The 15,797-nt window shown below is 60.6% G+C and carries 16 protein-coding genes and 1 pseudogene; 7 read left to right on the top strand and 10 right to left on the bottom strand.

Annotation, left to right across the window (positions count from 1 at the left end; translation table 11 throughout):
* Nucleotides 1–27: 27 nt before the first annotated feature.
* The 3 genes from NQ491_RS09990 to NQ491_RS10000 all read right to left on the bottom strand — a co-directional run bounded on the left by NQ491_RS09990 (nucleotide 28) and on the right by NQ491_RS10000 (nucleotide 2,970).
* On the bottom strand, nucleotides 28–705 hold the full coding sequence (locus NQ491_RS09990; protein ID WP_019245701.1) for a DUF4919 domain-containing protein: 678 nt from the start codon (nucleotides 703–705) through the stop codon (nucleotides 28–30).
* 199 nt (nucleotides 706–904) lie between these two features.
* Entirely contained in the window at nucleotides 905–2,251 is a 1,347-nt protein-coding gene (locus tag NQ491_RS09995) for a dihydroorotase (RefSeq protein ID WP_034282918.1), read from the bottom strand.
* Nucleotides 2,251–2,970: a polyprenol monophosphomannose synthase gene (locus NQ491_RS10000; RefSeq protein ID WP_019245699.1), complete on the bottom strand. Its 720-nt coding sequence runs from the start codon at nucleotides 2,968–2,970 to the stop codon at nucleotides 2,251–2,253. The genes NQ491_RS09995 and NQ491_RS10000 overlap by 1 nt, the downstream gene beginning before the upstream one ends.
* A 70-nt stretch (nucleotides 2,971–3,040) precedes the next feature.
* Here NQ491_RS10000 and NQ491_RS10005 point away from each other — a divergent pair, with 70 nt between their 5' ends.
* The gene (locus NQ491_RS10005; RefSeq protein ID WP_019245698.1) at nucleotides 3,041–4,597 is read left to right on the top strand and encodes an NAD(P)/FAD-dependent oxidoreductase; all 1,557 of its coding nucleotides are present in this window, start codon (nucleotides 3,041–3,043) and stop codon (nucleotides 4,595–4,597) included.
* A 443-nt stretch (nucleotides 4,598–5,040) separates the two neighbouring features.
* Here the strand turns inward: NQ491_RS10005 and NQ491_RS10010 are convergent, their stop codons facing one another.
* Nucleotides 5,041–5,307: a serine hydrolase gene (locus NQ491_RS10010; protein WP_019245697.1), complete on the bottom strand. Its 267-nt coding sequence runs from the start codon at nucleotides 5,305–5,307 to the stop codon at nucleotides 5,041–5,043.
* Between the two features lie 97 nt (nucleotides 5,308–5,404).
* A pseudogene (locus NQ491_RS11305) lies at nucleotides 5,405–5,782 on the bottom strand (serine hydrolase); the annotation flags it as partial.
* Between NQ491_RS11305 and NQ491_RS10015 the strand changes: the two are divergent.
* The gene (locus NQ491_RS10015; protein ID WP_232423195.1) at nucleotides 5,730–5,945 is read left to right on the top strand and encodes a hypothetical protein; all 216 of its coding nucleotides are present in this window, start codon (nucleotides 5,730–5,732) and stop codon (nucleotides 5,943–5,945) included. The pseudogene NQ491_RS11305 and the gene NQ491_RS10015 overlap by 53 nt on opposite strands.
* Nucleotides 5,946–6,260: 315 nt before the next feature.
* Here NQ491_RS10015 and cysK read toward each other — a convergent pair whose 3' ends face one another.
* From cysK to rplU, 5 genes are all read right to left on the bottom strand, one after another.
* On the bottom strand, nucleotides 6,261–7,208 hold the full coding sequence (cysK, locus tag NQ491_RS10020; RefSeq protein WP_019245695.1) for a cysteine synthase A: 948 nt from the start codon (nucleotides 7,206–7,208) through the stop codon (nucleotides 6,261–6,263).
* 215 nt (nucleotides 7,209–7,423) lie between these two features.
* Entirely contained in the window at nucleotides 7,424–9,067 is a 1,644-nt protein-coding gene (locus tag NQ491_RS10025; protein ID WP_019245694.1) for an ABC1 kinase family protein, read from the bottom strand.
* Nucleotides 9,064–9,393 carry a hypothetical protein gene (locus tag NQ491_RS10030; protein ID WP_019245693.1) on the bottom strand — a complete coding sequence of 110 codons (330 nt, stop codon included), beginning with the start codon at nucleotides 9,391–9,393 and terminating at the stop codon, nucleotides 9,064–9,066. The genes NQ491_RS10025 and NQ491_RS10030 overlap by 4 nt, the downstream gene beginning before the upstream one ends.
* Nucleotides 9,394–9,836: 443 nt before the next feature.
* Complete coding sequence (gene rpmA, locus NQ491_RS10035) at nucleotides 9,837–10,094, bottom strand: 50S ribosomal protein L27 (protein ID WP_019245691.1); 258 nt, start codon at nucleotides 10,092–10,094, stop codon at nucleotides 9,837–9,839.
* 19 nt (nucleotides 10,095–10,113) lie between these two features.
* The gene (gene rplU, locus NQ491_RS10040; RefSeq protein ID WP_019245690.1) at nucleotides 10,114–10,425 is read right to left on the bottom strand and encodes a 50S ribosomal protein L21; all 312 of its coding nucleotides are present in this window, start codon (nucleotides 10,423–10,425) and stop codon (nucleotides 10,114–10,116) included.
* Nucleotides 10,426–10,808: 383 nt separating this feature from the next.
* On the opposite strand from rplU, the gene NQ491_RS10045 reads away from it, so the two are divergent.
* The 5 genes from NQ491_RS10045 (at nucleotide 10,809) to NQ491_RS10065 (ending at nucleotide 15,048) form a co-directional block, all read left to right on the top strand.
* Nucleotides 10,809–11,114 carry a DUF4286 family protein gene (locus tag NQ491_RS10045; RefSeq protein ID WP_019245689.1) on the top strand — a complete coding sequence of 102 codons (306 nt, stop codon included), beginning with the start codon at nucleotides 10,809–10,811 and terminating at the stop codon, nucleotides 11,112–11,114.
* Nucleotides 11,115–11,118: 4 nt separating this feature from the next.
* Nucleotides 11,119–12,693: a TIM-barrel domain-containing protein gene (locus NQ491_RS10050; protein ID WP_019245688.1), complete on the top strand. Its 1,575-nt coding sequence runs from the start codon at nucleotides 11,119–11,121 to the stop codon at nucleotides 12,691–12,693.
* A gap of 42 nt (nucleotides 12,694–12,735) precedes the next feature.
* Nucleotides 12,736–13,575, top strand: a complete 840-nt coding sequence (locus tag NQ491_RS10055) for a 3'(2'),5'-bisphosphate nucleotidase CysQ family protein (RefSeq protein ID WP_019245687.1) — start codon at nucleotides 12,736–12,738, stop codon at nucleotides 13,573–13,575.
* 81 nt (nucleotides 13,576–13,656) lie between these two features.
* Nucleotides 13,657–14,130, top strand: coding sequence for a methylglyoxal synthase (locus NQ491_RS10060; RefSeq protein WP_019245686.1), 474 nt, complete (start codon nucleotides 13,657–13,659; stop codon nucleotides 14,128–14,130).
* A gap of 318 nt (nucleotides 14,131–14,448) precedes the next feature.
* Complete coding sequence (locus NQ491_RS10065) at nucleotides 14,449–15,048, top strand: NUDIX hydrolase (protein ID WP_019245685.1); 600 nt, start codon at nucleotides 14,449–14,451, stop codon at nucleotides 15,046–15,048.
* The last annotated feature ends 749 nt before the right edge of the window (nucleotides 15,049–15,797 follow it).

Consider the following 15,797-nt stretch of genomic DNA (forward strand, 5'->3'; position numbering starts at 1 on the left):
GGTTATGCGGTACGTCGGAGGGTTCGGCTATTTTTCCCCGAAAACTTTGTAAAGATGTTTCATCGGCAGGCTTACGTCGAAATAGATTTCGTCGCCCTCGTAATCCGTTGCGCCCGAAATCTCGATCCGGTCGTAATGCTTTTCATGCTCTTCGATGAGACTTTGCGAAAGCATGCTCTCGACGCCCAGCGCTTGCATGACGACGTATTCGTCCGCTACGCTCAGCACTCGGAACGCCGTCCGAACGCTGCGTCCGTCGCCGCTTCTGAAAACGGCGTCCAACAGCCCGTCGAATCGGATCGCATACCGATAGGCCTGCTCCGGGGGTACTGCCGCTCGGCCGGCGGCGAGCAGCAGCGTCATATGCCCCTGAAGCGATACGGGCGCTTTGCTCAGAATCCGTTCGCACAGCGCGAACGCCTCCTGCGGCTTATCCTGTTCGATCAGGGTCATAGCGTCTACCTCGCCGTAACCGAGACTGCCGTTGTACCGGCTTTGTGCCGCGAAACCGTAGTATACGGTCCCACACTGGTCGGGAGCCAGCGTCGTATCGCCCGATTCGAAGCGTTCGCAGAGCCGGGCGTACTGCGCCCGGTCCGTTTTCTTTCCCGAAGGGTGGCGGCCGAGGCCGGCCGCCTCGGCGGCGAGCGGTACTGCGAGCCATGCGAACAAGCAAATCGAGCAGATGCGTCTTATCGGTATCATGGTGATAGGTTTCGTTCGGTGTCACGGGACTTTCCGTCCGCTCCGAAGCGGACGATCCGCCGTTCGGGCGATATGTTTTCGTATCCCTATCCGCACCGTTGGGTACTGCGTCGGACGACGGCGGCTCGCTCTCTGCTGTCTCGTTCCTTTTGCCCTGCTGCGGAGCCCCGGCGGTTCTGCCGGACTCCGGCGTTCGCTTTTACCGGTCGAACTCGAGCTCCGCTCCCCGGTGCGTCGTATCGACCCGTCCGTCGGCATAGACGGTCCGTCCGTTGACGAGCGTCCGCACGATGCGGTGCGAGAACGCGGTACCTTCCAGAGGCGACCAGCCGCACTTGTACAGGATGTTTTCTTTCGATACGGTCCATGGATCTGCGGGCCGGACGAGCACGATATCGGCGAAATGGCCCGTTCGCAGGAAGCCCCGGTCGCGGACGCCGAACAGCCGGGCCGGCGCGTGGCACATTTTCTCGACGATCGTTTCTACGGGCAATACGCCCTGCGCGCTCAGTTCGAGCATCATCGGCAGCGAGTGCTGTACGAGGGGACCGCCCGACGGAGCGCTCGCATAGGGGCGTTCCTTCTCTTCGAGCGTGTGGGGCGCATGGTCCGTCGCTACGACGTCGACCGCTCCGTCGAGCAGCCCGGCCCGGAGCGCGTCGCGGTCGGCAGCGGTCTTGACGGCCGGATTCCATTTGATCAGGTTGCCTTTTCGGGCATAGTCGGCATCGCTGAACCAAAGGTGATGCACGCAGACTTCGCAGGTGATGCGCTTTTGTTCGAGCGGCTTGTCGCGGTCGAACAGGCTCAACTCGCGGGCCGTGCTCAGATGAAGTACGTGGAGCCTTCCTCCGTAGCGCTCGGCCAGCGAAACCGCCTTTTCGGAGCTTCGCAGGCAGGCTTCTGCCGAACGGATCAGCGGATGCATCGCCGCAGTCAGGCCCGACTCGCCGTACAGAGTTCTGAAACGTTCCATGTCGGCCCGTACGGTCGGCTCGTCCTCGCAGTGCGCGGCGATCGGCACGGGCGACTCGGCGAACAGGGCGCGGAGCGCACGCTCGTCGTCGACGAGCATGTTGCCGGTCGACGAGCCCATGAAGAGCTTGACGCCGCAGACCCGCTTCGGGTCGAGGCGACGGATCTGCTCGATATTGTCGTTCGTCGCGCCGAGGTAGAACGAGTAGTTGACCACCGAGGTTTCGGCCGCACGTTCGAGCTTTTCTTCCAGCAGAGCGTTCGTTACGGTGGGCGGCTTGACGTTGGGCATGTCCATGTAGGAGGTCACTCCTCCCGCCGCCGCCGCGATTGATTCGCTGTGCAGATCGCCCTTGTAGGTCAGACCCGGCTCGCGGAAGTGCACTTGGTCGTCGATCACGCCGGGCAGCACGTACATTCCTTCCGCGTCGATCGTCTCGCCGTCGAACTCGGGACGGGGATAGTCGCCCCGTCCGGTCCGCGCGATGCGTTCGTTCTCGACGACGATCCAGCCCCGGTAGCTCTCTCCCTCGTTGACGATCGTCCCGCCCCGGATCAGCAAGCCGCTCATCATGCGCGCGGTTTGATCGTGCGGAAACGCAGCTTCAGTACGCCGAAGAACGCCTCGCGGAAGATGCCGCCGCTCATTTTCGACGCGCCCTGCGTCCGCTCGGTGAAGATAATCGGCACTTCCTTGATCCGGAAGCCGAGCTTCCATGCCGTGTATTTCATCTCGACCTGAAAGCCGTAGCCCTTCATCTCGACGGCATCCATATCCATCGTGCGGAGCAGCTTCGCGCTGTAGCAGACGAATCCGGCCGTCGCGTCGCGGACCGGCATGCCCGTTACCGCGCGGACGTAGGCCGACGCGTAGTACGACATCAGAACCCGCTTCATCGGCCAGTTCACGACGTTCACGCCGGTCACGTAGCGCGAGCCGATCACCAGGTCGGCTCCCTCGGCGGCGGCCGCCGACAGCCGGATCAGGTCGTCCGGGTTGTGCGAGAAGTCGCAGTCCATCTCGAAGACATAGTCGTAGCCGTGCTCCAGCGCCCAGCGGAATCCGGTCAGGTAGGCGGTTCCGAGCCCCAGCTTGCCCTGACGCTCGATCAGGTGCAGCGATTCGGGATACGCTTTCTGCCGCTCCCTGACGATCTCCGCCGTGCCGTCGGGCGAACCGTCGTCGATAACCAGCAGGTCGAATTTTTCGGGAAGCGAGAAGACCTTGTCGATCATCGGACGGATGTTGTCCAGTTCGTTGTAGGTCGGGATGATAACCAGATTCCTCATAGCCAACAGATGTATTTTGAAACAAATGTACTAATTTTGGCGAAATCTGGTATGTGATCCGATTAAAAATATGCCGTTCGACCTTTCTCTCGTTCTCACTCCGAAGCAGGCTTCGGACGTGAAGCACTATCTTCCGCTGATCGCCCGCGACCTGGGGGTGGATTCGTCGCGCGTCTCGCTGGTGCGCGTCGTGCGGCGTTCGATCGACGCGCGGCGCCGTCCCGTCCGGGTCAATCTGGGCGTCGAGGTGTATGTCGACCGGGAGCGGGAGCCCGATCCGGTGCGGTTCGACTATCCGTTCGTCGGGGGACGGACGCCCGTGGTGGTGGTCGGGTCGGGTCCGGCGGGGCTGTTCGCCGCATTGCGGCTGATCGAGCGCGGGTTGCGGCCCGTCGTGCTCGAGCGCGGCAAGGACGTCTCGGCCCGTAAGCGCGACATCGCTCGGATCAATCGCAACGGCGAGGTCGATCCCGACAGCAACTACGCTTTCGGCGAGGGCGGGGCCGGGACTTATTCCGACGGCAAGCTGTATACCCGCTCCAAAAAGCGGGGCGACTACCGCAAGGCGCTCGAGGTGCTTCGCTTTCACGGCGCCGACGAGTCGATTCTCTACGACGCTCATCCGCATATCGGGACCGACCGCCTTCCCCGCATCATCGCGTCGATCCGCCGGACGATCGAGCAGGCCGGGGGCGAGTTCGTCTTCGGGGCCCGTGCGACCGGCCTGCGCGTCCGGGAGGACCGTGTCGAGGGCGTGCTGCTCGGCGATACGCTCGTCGAAGGGGCGGCCGTCGTGCTGGCTGCCGGCCATTCGGCCCGGGACATCTACGAGATGCTCGACCGCTGCGGCGTCGAGCTCGAGGCGAAGGCTTTCGCTATGGGCGTGCGCGTCGAGCATCCTCAGCGGCTGATCGACGCGGCGCAGTACCATATGCCGGAGCGAGGCGAGTATTTGCCCGCCGCGTCCTACTCGCTGGTGGAGCAGGTGGGGGGACGGGGCGTCTACTCGTTCTGCATGTGCCCGGGCGGGTTTATCGTGCCGGCCATGACCGGCGGCGGCGAATCGGTCGTCAACGGCATGTCGCCGTCGGGACGCAACTCGGTCTTCGCCAACTCGGGTATCGTGACCGAGGTGCGCCTGTCGGATTTCGAGCATCTGCGTTCCGAACACGGCCCTTTGGCCGGGCTGCGGTTCCAGCAGCAGCTCGAACGGCTGGCCTACGAGCAGGTCGGAGACCGTCAGGTCGCTCCGGCCCAGCGGCTGTCGGATTTCGTGGCCGGCCGTCGCAGCGGCTCGCTGCCCCGTTGCTCTTACGTGCCCGGCGTCGCGCCGACCCGGGTGGACCGCTGGCTTCCGGAGTTCATGTCCGCCGCGTTGCGCGGTGGCTTCGTCTCGTTCGGGCGCAAGATACGGGGGTTCGTGACCGATCAGGCGCTCGTCGTAGGCGTCGAGTCCCGTACGTCGTCGCCCGTGCGCATTCCGCGCGATCCGCTGACGCTGATGCACCCCCGCGTGCAGGGCTTGTTCCCCGCCGGCGAGGGCGCGGGCTACGCGGGCGGCATCGTCTCGGCGGCGATCGACGGCGAGCGCTGCGCCGACCGCGCGGCCGATTGGATAGCCGGGTAGGCTGCTTCCGGCCGATGCCGTCCGTCTCTTTGTTGTCGGCCGGTCCGTCGGAGACTGTGCGGTATTGTTACTAACAAGGAAAAATAATATGGGTCAATACAAATCAATATGCAATCCTAATAATAGAGCTTACAACACTTTTACGGAGTTGTGGCTTCACAATAGATAAACAAGAACTTAAAGATTGGTATTTCAATGAGTTTGAGATTGTGATGAAAGAAAAGAGATTACAACTTCCAATGATAGATATAGAAGGTGTAGAACAACATAGCGACAATATGTATTGTCGCAAATGTCATTGGTCTGTTGTAAAACTAATAATGAATTGACATAATAAAATGTTAGTAACAAGTGGCTTACTCTCCCTAAAAGTTGGGTTAGCCACCGAACATTATCGGCTTACGAAGGATTGTCCGTCGGAACCGGCTCGGACGGGGCCGGTTTTATTCCCGTTCGACGAAATAGTCGTAGACGATTCGTGAAATGCCGGCGATCGTCGTATCGTTCGTGCGGTCGTCCTCGAAGGAGTTTGCGACCGGCACGGCCATGTAGTACGTCGTGCCGTCGGGCAGCCGGACGAACGCCAGATCGTTGTCGGCCGCCGTCATGCCCTCGGCGCTTCGCAGCGAGCTGCCGGTCTTGTCGCCCGCGACGACGTCTCCGGGGAGCACGCTGCGGATTCGGCGGATCCCGGTCCGCGAGGCGATCATGGCTTCCTCGACGAGTTTTCTCCGTTCGGCCGGCAATAGGCCGGCCCGTATCGAGTCGCTCCAGCATCCGGACGGCCGCTTCGGCCGTCGTGCGGTTGAGATACTGGTTCTCGAACCGCTCGTGCATGGTTTGCTCCGTCGCTGCGATCGTAACGCCCCGGATACCCTGCCGCCGGACATAGCGATCGACGGCCTCGGGTCCTCCCGCTGCGGCCAGCAGAATGTCGCACGCATTGTTGTCGCTGACGATCAGTGCGTAGCGGATCAGGTCGCGGACCGCCAGAGTGCCTCCCTGCGGAATGGAATCCCTCAGCGGACTGTGCGTGTCCCGAGGCAGCCGGCTCTCCCCGAAGGAGAGGAGACTGTCCGGCGACAGGCCGGACCCGCCCGCGGGGTCCAGCACGGCCAGCGCCTGATAGAATTTGAAGACGCTCATCGTGGGCAGCTCGGCTTTCTCCTCGATACTGGCGATCATCCGGCCGTCGTTCAGTACGGCGACGGCTACCGTCGCCTGCCTGTCCCGGAGGAAAGTCCGGATGCTTTTTTCGAGCGCGCGGTCGCGGGCGGACATGTCTGCTGCGGCGAGCGACAAACAGCCCAGACAGACGATTCGCTTTATGGTGTGGGCTATCATATGATACGTATCTTTACGGTTCGGCTGCAACGCCCTTTTTCGGCCCGTGCGGCCGGAATGGCGATTGCGCGGGCCGGAAAGGGAAAGCTCGCGGCCCGGCGGGGTCGCGAGCTGTGACGGGCGATATGTCGTTTCTCCGGAATCATGCCGTACTTTTGGCGGGGACGATTCTCGAAGCGTTTTGAGCACAATAATAACAAAAGGAGTTCGGCATATCGCTCCTTCTGTCGTCCTTCGGCCGGCTTCCCGAAATGCGGGCGAGCCGGCCGGCGGTGGATATACGACCGGAAGAATGCGATGTTGTGTGTCCAGGGCGCGTTTACAGCGGATAGTCCTCGAATGCGTACAGGGCGGTCGACAGGTAGCGTTCGCCCGTGTCGGGCAGCAGCGCGACGATCAGCTTGCCGGCATTTTCGGGCTCTTCGGCAAGACGGGTCGCCGCGCAGACCGCCGCTCCCGACGAAATGCCGACGAGTAGCCCTTCGTCGCGCGCCAGCTCGCGGCCGGTGCGGATCGCGTCGTCTCCGGCTACGGTAACGATCCGGTCGACTACGCTGCGGTCGAACGTTTCGGGAACGAATCCCGCGCCGATGCCCTGAATCTTGTGGGGCCCCGCTTGGCCCCCCGACAGTACCGGCGACTCGGCCGGCTCGACGGCCACGATCCGTACGGACGGTTTCAGTTCCTTGAGCCGGGCGCCGACGCCGCTGACCGTGCCTCCCGTACCGACGCCGGCCACGAACAGGTCGATCCGTCCGTCCGTGTCGCGCCAGATTTCCTCGGCCGTCGTCCTTCTGTGCACGGCCGGATTGGCCGGATTGGCGAACTGCTGGAGAATGACCGCGCCCGGCGTACCGTCGCGCAGTTGCTCCGCCTTGGCGATAGCCCCTGTCATGCCTTCGGCTCCGGGCGTCAGCACGATGCGGGCTCCGAGGGCCGCGAGCAGGTTGCGCCGCTCGACGCTCATCGTGTCGGGCATCGTCAGCGTCACGCGGTATCCTTTGGACGCTCCGACAAGCGCCAGCCCGACCCCCGTATTGCCGCTCGTGGGCTCGATGATCTCGGCCCCGGGCTTCAGAATGCCCCTTCGCTCGGCGTCTTCGATCATCGCCAGCGCGATGCGGTCCTTGACGCTTCCTCCCGGGTTGAAATATTCCAACTTGGCGATCAACGTCGCCTTCAGGCCGTGCTCACGGCTGTAGTTCGACAGTTCCAGCAACGGCGTGCCGCCGATCAGATCCGTCAGATGCTTGGCTATTTTGCTCATATCGGTAGATTTTAAATCGTGTTTCGCAAAGATGCGGCCGAAACTTCCGCCCGCTTCGGGGATACCATCGCCCGTTCTGTCTTCCTTCCCATTCGTCTCTACCTTCCCGTCCGCCCGGCCCTTCCTTTTTGACAGCCGTCGCAGGCGCTTCCCGTTCGCTTCTTCGTGCGAGGCACTTTCGGGACCTGCGGATGCGATGCCCGTCCGGCCTGCGTCTATTTGTTCCGGTCCGAAAAGAGCCATTTGAGCATTTGCAGCAGGATCAGCACCGAGGCGGCGATCAGAATGAAACGTCCGTAGGCGTTTCCCTTGTCGAACACCATCAGCAGCGCCGAACCGATGAACAGCCCGACCAGTACGATCACGTAGGCTATCCGCCGGCTGATCGCCTTGATCGTCCGGACGAACAGCGCGTTGTCGTCGAGCCGGATGTCGTGCTTGATCTTGCCCTCTTTGAGTTTGTAGAGTATCTCGCTCGCGTCGTCCGGGAAGCTGCGGATAAAACCGACGTAGCTCGACAGCGTATCGTACAGCATGCCGGCGATTTTGCGCGGCGCGTATTTTTCCTTGACGATCTGCTTGGCATAAGGGAGAATGATCGGCGCGAGCGAAAGCTGCGGGTCGAGCGTCGCGGCGAATTTCTCGAGCGTAGCGAGCGCCTTGATCAGCATGAAGATGCCCGAGGGAATCTGCAGCTGGTATTTGACGATCACGTCGATGCACGCCTGCATCGCTCCGGCGAAGTTCACCGTCTCGATCGGCACTCCCGTGTACTGCATCATCATCTGGTGTATTTCGAATCGCAGCTCTTCCTCGCGCTCGAAGAATTTTTTGCCGCAGAGCGTGATCAGGGCCTTCGAGATCGTATCGCCGTTGCGGCGGGCGAAGCCGATAGCGAAATCCGACAGGAAGTTCAAGTCGCGCGGCGTCAGCGCGCCGACCATGCCGAAATCGATCATCGCGATTACGTTGCCCGGCATGATGAAGATGTTGCCGGCGTGCGGGTCGGCGTGGAAGAATCCGTGCCTCAGAATCATCGTCAGCAGCATGTCGGCTCCGTTGACGGCGATCCGGTGCGTGTCGAGCCCGGCCGCCCGCAGCGCGGGCGGATCGTCGGGAGCGATGCCCCGGATACGTTCCATTACGAGCAGTCTTTTCGTGCAGTATCGGCTGTATACCAACGGAATATGCACGGTCGGATCGTCCTTGAACATCGTCTGGAACCGGTAAATGTTCGAGGCTTCGAGCGTGTAGTCGAGCTCCTTGAGGATCGTTGCCGAAAACTCGTCGATCAGTCCGACGATATTCACGGCCGCCAGTTCGGGATAGCGCTTGGCGAAGCTGCGCGCCAGATGCTTGAGCAGGTAAATGTCGAGCTTGATCTTGTTCTCGATATACGGACGCCGGATCTTGACGATCACTTCGTCTCCCGAGCGGAGCCTTCCCTCGTAGACTTGTCCGATCGACGCGGCGGCCAGCGGCGTCGTATTGAACTCGGAGAATATTTCGTCGATCGGGGCGCCCAGCTCTTTCTCGATCAGCGAAAGCGCGTAGTCGTTGTCGAACGGCAACGCGCGCGATTGCAGTTTCTTGAGTTCGATGCGGAATTTCTCGGAGACCATGTCGGGCCGGTCGGCCAGTATTTGGCCGAACTTGACGAACGTGGGGCCCAGGTCCTCGATCGTCATCCGGATGCGCTCGGGCGTCGTGTGCACCGTCTTCTGCACTTTCCTTCTGCGGCGCCGCGAGAAACGGGTGTGGGAAAACAGCTCGCCGAGCGAGTGCTTGGTCAGAATGCCCAGAATCTGCAAGGCGCGGCGAAACTGGAGGATGGATATGTAGACGTTCACTATTTTCATGGCTTTCTCTCGTTCAGGGTTCGGTTCAGTTCCTCGAGCGTCCGGTTCAGCCGGTCGATCCGGTCGATCAGCTCTCCGTATTCGGCCGGGCGCTTTTCCCTGCCGGATTCCCGTTGGGAGGAACGTGCGAACGCCTGCCTCAGCAGCAGTTCGTCCCGGAGCGCCTCGACGGCGGCCAGAACGCCTTCGGCCAGCCGCTCGCCGTAGCGGGGATCGGCGCTCGTTTTACGGGCGATGACTTCCGAAACCTTGTCTACGAACGCTTCCCGTTCAGTCAGCCCGACCGTCAGGGCCAGTCGCAACAGCCTGTTGTAGATTTCCTTCATGACGGATGGAATATCGGTTGTGCAATAATACGTATTTTTCGTTGCTTTTCTTCGTTTTGCGCGGTTATTTGTCTCGAAGGCGTCGGGCCGTGCTCCGGAGCGGGTCGTCGGGAAGCGTTTCCTGCGCTCGGGATGTTTCGCCACGGAGGCTCGTGCGAAAGACGGGCGAATGTTCAAAAAGCGTGCTGTACGTTCGGTCGTGGGCCGCGATCCGTCCCGAACGTTTCGCGCGGAGCTTTCCGGACAGGGCCTCCGCTTTCCGACGCGCGTTCTTTCGCTTGGCAGGGGAATTCTGCCGGCGGATCGGATTTTGCCGGGGCATTCCCGGTTTTCTTTGTATCGATACGCGGAGACGGGACGTCGGTTCGTTCACAAAACAAAATCCCTCTTGCGCATGGCGCAAGAGGGATTTTCATCCTCGATTCGGTAATCGTCCGGCTCATCTACGACAGAGGAGTCACCGAGACGTACGATCTGTTCTTTTCCTTTTTCTTGAAGGTAACCACTCCGTCTACCAGAGCGTACAGCGTGTGGTCCTTGCCCATGCCAACGTTCTCGCCCGCATTGTGCACGGTACCTCTCTGGCGAACCAGAATATTGCCCGCTTTGGCAACCTGACCGCCGAAAAGTTTCACGCCGAGACGCTTGCTTTCGGATTCCCGACCGTTCTTGGAGCTACCTACCCCTTTTTTGTGTGCCATGGTAATTTGGTTTTAAACGTTAAGCCTTGATTTCGTCGATTTGAATCTGAGTCAAGCACTGCCGATGGCCGTTCTTGACCTGATAGCCTTTCCTTCTCTTCTTCTTGAAGACGATTACCTTGTCGTCCTTCAGGTGTTTGAGAATGGTTGCGCTGACTGCGGCCCCTTCCACTACAGGTGTGCCGACCTTGACCTGACCGTCGTTGTCCGTGAGCAGGATTTTGTCGAAGCTCAGCGAGGAACCTTCATCCCCCGCGAGACGGTGAACATAGAGCTTCCGACCCTTTTCAACCTTGAATTGTTGACCTGCGATTTCTACGATTGCGTACATTAATATTAATGTTGAATTAATTCGTTGTACAGATTGGACCGCAAAGATAGCAAGGTTTTTCCGAAAAAGCAAAGTCCGGCTCCCATTATTTCGCCGTTCCGTCGGGAATCGGGCCTGTTCGTCTTGTATTCTCGGGAGGTGCGGAGCCGGAAGCCGGTTTCGCAAGCGGCCCTTTCCCCTTACGGTCGAGACCTCCGGCGCAACGGACCGTGCCTTGTGCGTCGAATAAAAGAGCTGACCGGCGGATCGGTCGCGGTCGGAACACCCCGTTCGGGAGCCGCTGCCGGCCGTTCCGCATGCCGCCGCGCCGCGCAAAATTTGAGGAAGTCGGAATAAAAGCGTACATTAGACAAATTTTTCGAGGACGATTTCGGGAAAATATTATGTATATTGTCAATACTTCGTTCATGGTGGAGCCGTCGGTGCACGACCGCTGGCTGAAGTTCGTTACGGAAAAGTACATCCCCGCGCTCCGCGCACGCGGTTTCGGAAAGGTCGTTTTCACCCGGGTGCTGTCGGTCGATGCGGAGGATCATTTCACTTATTCGCTTCAGGTGAATGCGGACGATATGGAGGCTTACCGCCTCATAGTCGACGAGCTGTTCGCCGAGTACGCGGCGACGGCCGGGGCGCTGTTCGGACAACGGGTGCTGTGGTTCAATTCACTGATGAAACGGGTCGAGTATTAAAGCGATGGAAGCAAGAAAGATAATCGGTTCGGCCGTCCTGGCCGCATGGGCGCTGATCCTGTCGGCGGGAACGGCGGCGGGACAGTACAAGTCGAAGATCGACGTATTGAAAGGAGAGAAATGGTGGGGGGTGTTCGTGACCGGCGAACAGATGATGCCCCTCGAAAAACCGTTCCCGCAGACCGACCTGTCGACATGGGTCAAGAGTCAAGCGACCCCTTTCCTCGTTTCGAGCAGGGGACGCTATATATGGAGCCGCGAGCCGTTCAAGATCGAGTTCACGGGAAGCGGCTTTCTGATCGATTCGCCGGTCGAGCAGGTCGAGGCCGTGACGGGCGGCAAGACGCTTCGGGAGGCTTATCTGGTGTGTTGTCACCGCAATTTTCCGCCGAAGGAGGGTAACGGCGTTCCGGCCGAAGGATTCTTTACCGCTCCTCTGTACGATATGACCGGCGAGATTCCTTTCGGTGCTACGGCCGGACAGATTCGCGATTTCGCGGAAAGCCTGCTCGCGTCCGGTTATCCCTCCGGCACGCTGGTCGTACCGAGCGGCTGGCAGCAAACCATCGGCAGCTTTACGCCCAGTTGGAACGAGTACGGCGATTTCGCGGCGCTCGCTCGCGAGCTTCACGAGCGGGGATTCCGCGTGCTGCTGACCGTCACTCCGTTCGTCAGCGGCGACGGCCCGATATTCAGAGCCTATCGCAACAGCGGAGCTTTCGTCCGGATGTCGGACGGCAGGGCCGCTATCGCCGAATGGGCCGGCGGGTACAGCGCTTTCTACGATATTACCGACCCGCAGGTCTTCGACATGCTGCGCGACCGGCTGACCGCATTGCAGGACAGTTGCGGGGTCGACGGGTTCGTGTTCGACTGCGAGGCGGCGTTGCCCTATGCCCGGTTTTCGCGGGAAGGGACGGCCGAGTACCTGAAAAAGTGGAGCGAATTGGGGCTCGGGTTCGGTTACAGCCTCTACACGATCAGCCGGACGAGGGGAATGGCGCCCTATGTCAGCGATTTGCAGATGGACGCCCGCCTCGACTGGGCTTTTCTTCCGCAGGCCGTTTCCAATCTGATTTCGGCCAATCTGCTCGGTTTTCCTTACAGTACGGTCCGGGCCGATCCGGCGCAGCCGGCCGATTCGGCGGGTGTCGACCAGAAGCTGCTGCTACGCTACATGCAGTTGGCCTCTCTGCTTCCCGTTTCTGCGATCGGGATGGCTCCGTGGCGGATAACCGATCCTCAGATTGCCCGGCAGTGCCGCGACGCGCTGGAGATACGCGGAAAGCTCGGCGGGTATTACGCCGCTTTGGCGGCGGAGTCTTCGCGCACGGCCGAACCGTTGGTCCGTCACATGGAGTACGAGTTTCCCCGTAACGGGTTCACCGATTGCAACGACCAGTTCATGATCGGGTCGAAGTATCTGGTCGCGCCGCTGCTGGGCGAAAGCGACACGCGGACCGTGCGTTTCCCCCGGGGCGTCTGGATCGGGCCTCAAGGCGAGCGGTTCAAGGGACCGTTGGTGACGACGGTGACCTCCCGCGACGGCGAGCTGCTGATTTTCGAGTCGGCCAAGTAGACCGGGAACGGAATTTTTGCTCACACTATAAACGACTGCATTATGCTGAACAAGGAGCAGACCGATTTTCTGCTGGTGAACGCCTACAACGCGGCGGTGCGTGCGGGCGCCCGCATCATCGATATCTATACGGGCGACGCGGATTACGGCGTCGACCTGAAAAGCGATCATACGCCGATCACCATAGCCGACCGTGAGTCGCACGAGCTGATCAAGAACTATCTGAGTCAGACGCGCATTCCGCTGCTGAGCGAGGAGGGGCGCGACTTGCTGTACGAGGAACGCCGTAACTGGGATTTGTTCTGGATGGTCGATCCGTTGGACGGAACCAAGGAGTTTCTCAAGGGAAACGGCGAATTTACGGTCAATATCGCGCTGATGTGCGATAACGAACCCTACATAGGAATCATCTACGTCCCTTACATCCGGCGAATCTATTTCGCTCAGCGGGGCGTCGGATCCTATCTGAAGACGGACGTGCGGCCCGACTGCGAGGCATCGTTCGACCTTACGGGCCTGTGGTGCGACTCGGTGCGTCTGCCGCTGCGAGAGTGCGCCAACGAGCCGATACGCATCGCCGTCAGCCGTTCGCACAATACGGACGAGACGTTCGAGCACGTAGCGCGGATCAAGTCCGTGCATCCCGACGCCGAAGTCATCGAACAGGGGAGCTCGTACAAGTTCTGCCTGCTGGCGGAGGGGGCCGTCGAGGTCTACGTCCGCACGTCGAATACCTACGAGTGGGACACGGCGGCCGGCGAGGTGATTCTCTCCGAGGCCGGCGGCGTGGTCGAGCCTTTCGGCGGAGGAACCGGCATGCAGTACAACAAAACCTCGCTGCACAATCCCTATTTCGTCTGCCGAAGTAAATTTTTCCGCTGATCCGGCTAAAAAACGGATGCCGGCGGCTTTTCCTCCGGCAAACTTTCGTAACTTTGCGACGAAACCTTGATTACGATGATTATGAACAACAAGAAGAAAGTGGCTCTGGTCGCGCACGACAACATGAAGCGGGACCTGGCCGAGTGGGTCGATTGGAACTGGGAGGTTTTGCTGAAGCATCATCTGATTTGTACCGGAACGACCGGCAAGATGGTCGAGAAAACGCTGAGGGATCGTCGCGGCCGCGAGTTTCGGGAGGACGACGTGGACATTACGCTGCTCAAGTCGGGTCCGCTCGGAGGCGATCAGCAGCTCGGGGCGCTGATCGCCGAGGGACAGGTCGAGGCGCTGATCTTCTTTTGGGACCCGATGCAGGCGCAGCCGCACGACGTGGACGTCAAAGCGCTTCTACGGATCGCCACGCTGTATAACGTGCCCACGGCTATCGACCGTTCGTCGGCCGACTTTCTGATCTCGTCGCCCCTGTTCGGCAGCGATTACACGCCCGTAGTAAAGGATTACAAGAGTTACGTCGAGCGCACGCTGAACGGCTGAGTTCCGTAGCCGACACGATTCGCAGCGACAATCCCGGCTTCGGGCTTGTCGTTGTTTTATAAAGAAGGGACCTGTCTGCGTGTATGCGGACTTCGGGTTAGAGGTAGCCGTCTACCCTCGTTCGTAGGCGTATCGGGTGCGTCGCCGGACGGCGAATGGCGGGAGGGGCTGCGGATTATGCGGCCGGTCCGGGTAAATTTTTCTGCCGGCCGTTTGGAGCGCGGCATGCCCATGACAGTCTCATATGTCGGTTCGGGAACGGTTCGTCTTAAGACGGAGAGGCGGTCGTTGAACCGACAGAGCCGAAAAACGGGAACCATGAATACGAAAGCGGAAATACAGACCATGCTGGCGGCCTATACGGCCCGGTATCCGGACGAGCGCGCCGCGATGGAGCCGTTCGTCCGTTATGTCGCCTCGTTCGACGCGCCGGCGTTGTACGACCGGAAGAATTTCGTCGGTCACCTGACCGCCGGCGCGCTGATCGTCAGCCGGCAGACCGGATGCGTACTGCTGCTCAAGCATAAGCAGCTCGGCAAGTGGCTTCAGCCCGGCGGCCATGTGGAAGCCTCCGACGCTTCGGTGCTCGATGCCGCTTTCCGGGAGGCGCGCGAGGAGACGGGGATCGGTCGGGACCGGCTGGAGCTGCTCGCGCCGAGCGGCTCCTTGCTGCCGGTTCCGGCCGATGCGGACGGGCATTACATTCCGCCCTGCCCGAGCAAGGGCGAGGACGAACATTGGCATTTCGACATGCGCTTCGTTTTCCTGTTCGACGGCGATCCTCGGGTCGTGATCGACCGGGCCGAGTCGGACGGCTTCCGCTGGGTTACGCTCGACGAATTGGCCTCGATGCCCGATTTCCGGCGGGTCGCGCCGAAGATCCGGGCCGCCTTGTCCGAGCGGGAAATCGCCTTTTAGCCTCTTGCAGGCCCCGAGGGGGCCTGCCCGTTGAACGGACGATCGGGAACGGCCGGCCGGTCTGTCTCGTCGAGGAGGGGAATGTTCGGCCGATCCCGGTTTCCGTGTCTTTATTGTGCAGGTATGCCGGTGGTCGTTCCGGGGCATGCTCCTATCCCGAATCGATGGTCATCGAATGGAGCAAAGTTTTGAAAGAAGTTTCGCCGAATGGTCCGTCCGATTCGGAAGTTTCTGACCGCAGGTATTCGTTGCGGTCGCATGGCGCTTTATTTCTGTATCCGATTTGCGTCGTACCGTATCGGTCGTCGGATTTTGACGCAGTACGAGTTTTCCTGTCAAGGTAGGAGTCGGAATTGAACTTCGCGGCCGGCAGCCGCGAATCACGGTCGGCGAGCGTATGAGTTCTCTGTGAGAATGCCGGCGATTATTCGCCATCTTGATTCGTTTCCCGTGCTTGGGACGTCTTGTTTGCATCGTATCGGCAGGCAGGGAATCGGTTGCCGTTACGGCTAAGGATCGGTCTCTTGCACCGTTTGGCAGCGGCGGATCGTTGTCCGCAGGAGCGCCCGACAGAAGGAAACGGTCCGGACCGTTTCCGGAAAGACCGGACCGTGTCGCCGTTTGTCCCGCGAGTATCCCGTTTTTTAGGTGCCGGTCGGCTCGTCGCATGCGGCGGTCTGTTTGCCGGCGGGCGACCGTAGGATGCTGCTCTCCGGGTCGGACCGATGTAGCCTGATTGGATGCCTGAT

Source organism: Alistipes ihumii AP11 (genome assembly GCF_025144665.1).
GTDB lineage: Bacteria > Bacteroidota > Bacteroidia > Bacteroidales > Rikenellaceae > Alistipes_A > Alistipes_A ihumii.

Bases quoted from the DNA above. Each gene is read 5' to 3' on its own strand.
- NQ491_RS09990 (WP_019245701.1), bottom strand. From the start codon at position 705: ATGATACCGATAAGACGCATCTGCTCGATTTGCTTGTTCGCATGGCTC.
- NQ491_RS09995 (WP_034282918.1), bottom strand. From the start codon at position 2,251: ATGAGCGGCTTGCTGATCCGGGGCGGGACGATCGTCAACGAGGGAGAG.
- NQ491_RS10000 (WP_019245699.1), bottom strand. From the start codon at position 2,970: ATGAGGAATCTGGTTATCATCCCGACCTACAACGAACTGGACAACATC.
- NQ491_RS10005 (WP_019245698.1), top strand. From the start codon at position 3,041: ATGCCGTTCGACCTTTCTCTCGTTCTCACTCCGAAGCAGGCTTCGGAC.
- NQ491_RS10010 (WP_019245697.1), bottom strand. From the start codon at position 5,307: ATGATCGCCTCGCGGACCGGGATCCGCCGAATCCGCAGCGTGCTCCCC.
- cysK (WP_019245695.1), bottom strand. From the start codon at position 7,208: ATGAGCAAAATAGCCAAGCATCTGACGGATCTGATCGGCGGCACGCCG.
- NQ491_RS10025 (WP_019245694.1), bottom strand. From the start codon at position 9,067: ATGAAAATAGTGAACGTCTACATATCCATCCTCCAGTTTCGCCGCGCC.
- NQ491_RS10030 (WP_019245693.1), bottom strand. From the start codon at position 9,393: ATGAAGGAAATCTACAACAGGCTGTTGCGACTGGCCCTGACGGTCGGG.
- rpmA (WP_019245691.1), bottom strand. From the start codon at position 10,094: ATGGCACACAAAAAAGGGGTAGGTAGCTCCAAGAACGGTCGGGAATCC.
- rplU (WP_019245690.1), bottom strand. From the start codon at position 10,425: ATGTACGCAATCGTAGAAATCGCAGGTCAACAATTCAAGGTTGAAAAG.
- NQ491_RS10045 (WP_019245689.1), top strand. From the start codon at position 10,809: ATGTATATTGTCAATACTTCGTTCATGGTGGAGCCGTCGGTGCACGAC.
- NQ491_RS10050 (WP_019245688.1), top strand. From the start codon at position 11,119: ATGGAAGCAAGAAAGATAATCGGTTCGGCCGTCCTGGCCGCATGGGCG.
- NQ491_RS10055 (WP_019245687.1), top strand. From the start codon at position 12,736: ATGCTGAACAAGGAGCAGACCGATTTTCTGCTGGTGAACGCCTACAAC.
- NQ491_RS10060 (WP_019245686.1), top strand. From the start codon at position 13,657: ATGAACAACAAGAAGAAAGTGGCTCTGGTCGCGCACGACAACATGAAG.
- NQ491_RS10065 (WP_019245685.1), top strand. From the start codon at position 14,449: ATGAATACGAAAGCGGAAATACAGACCATGCTGGCGGCCTATACGGCC.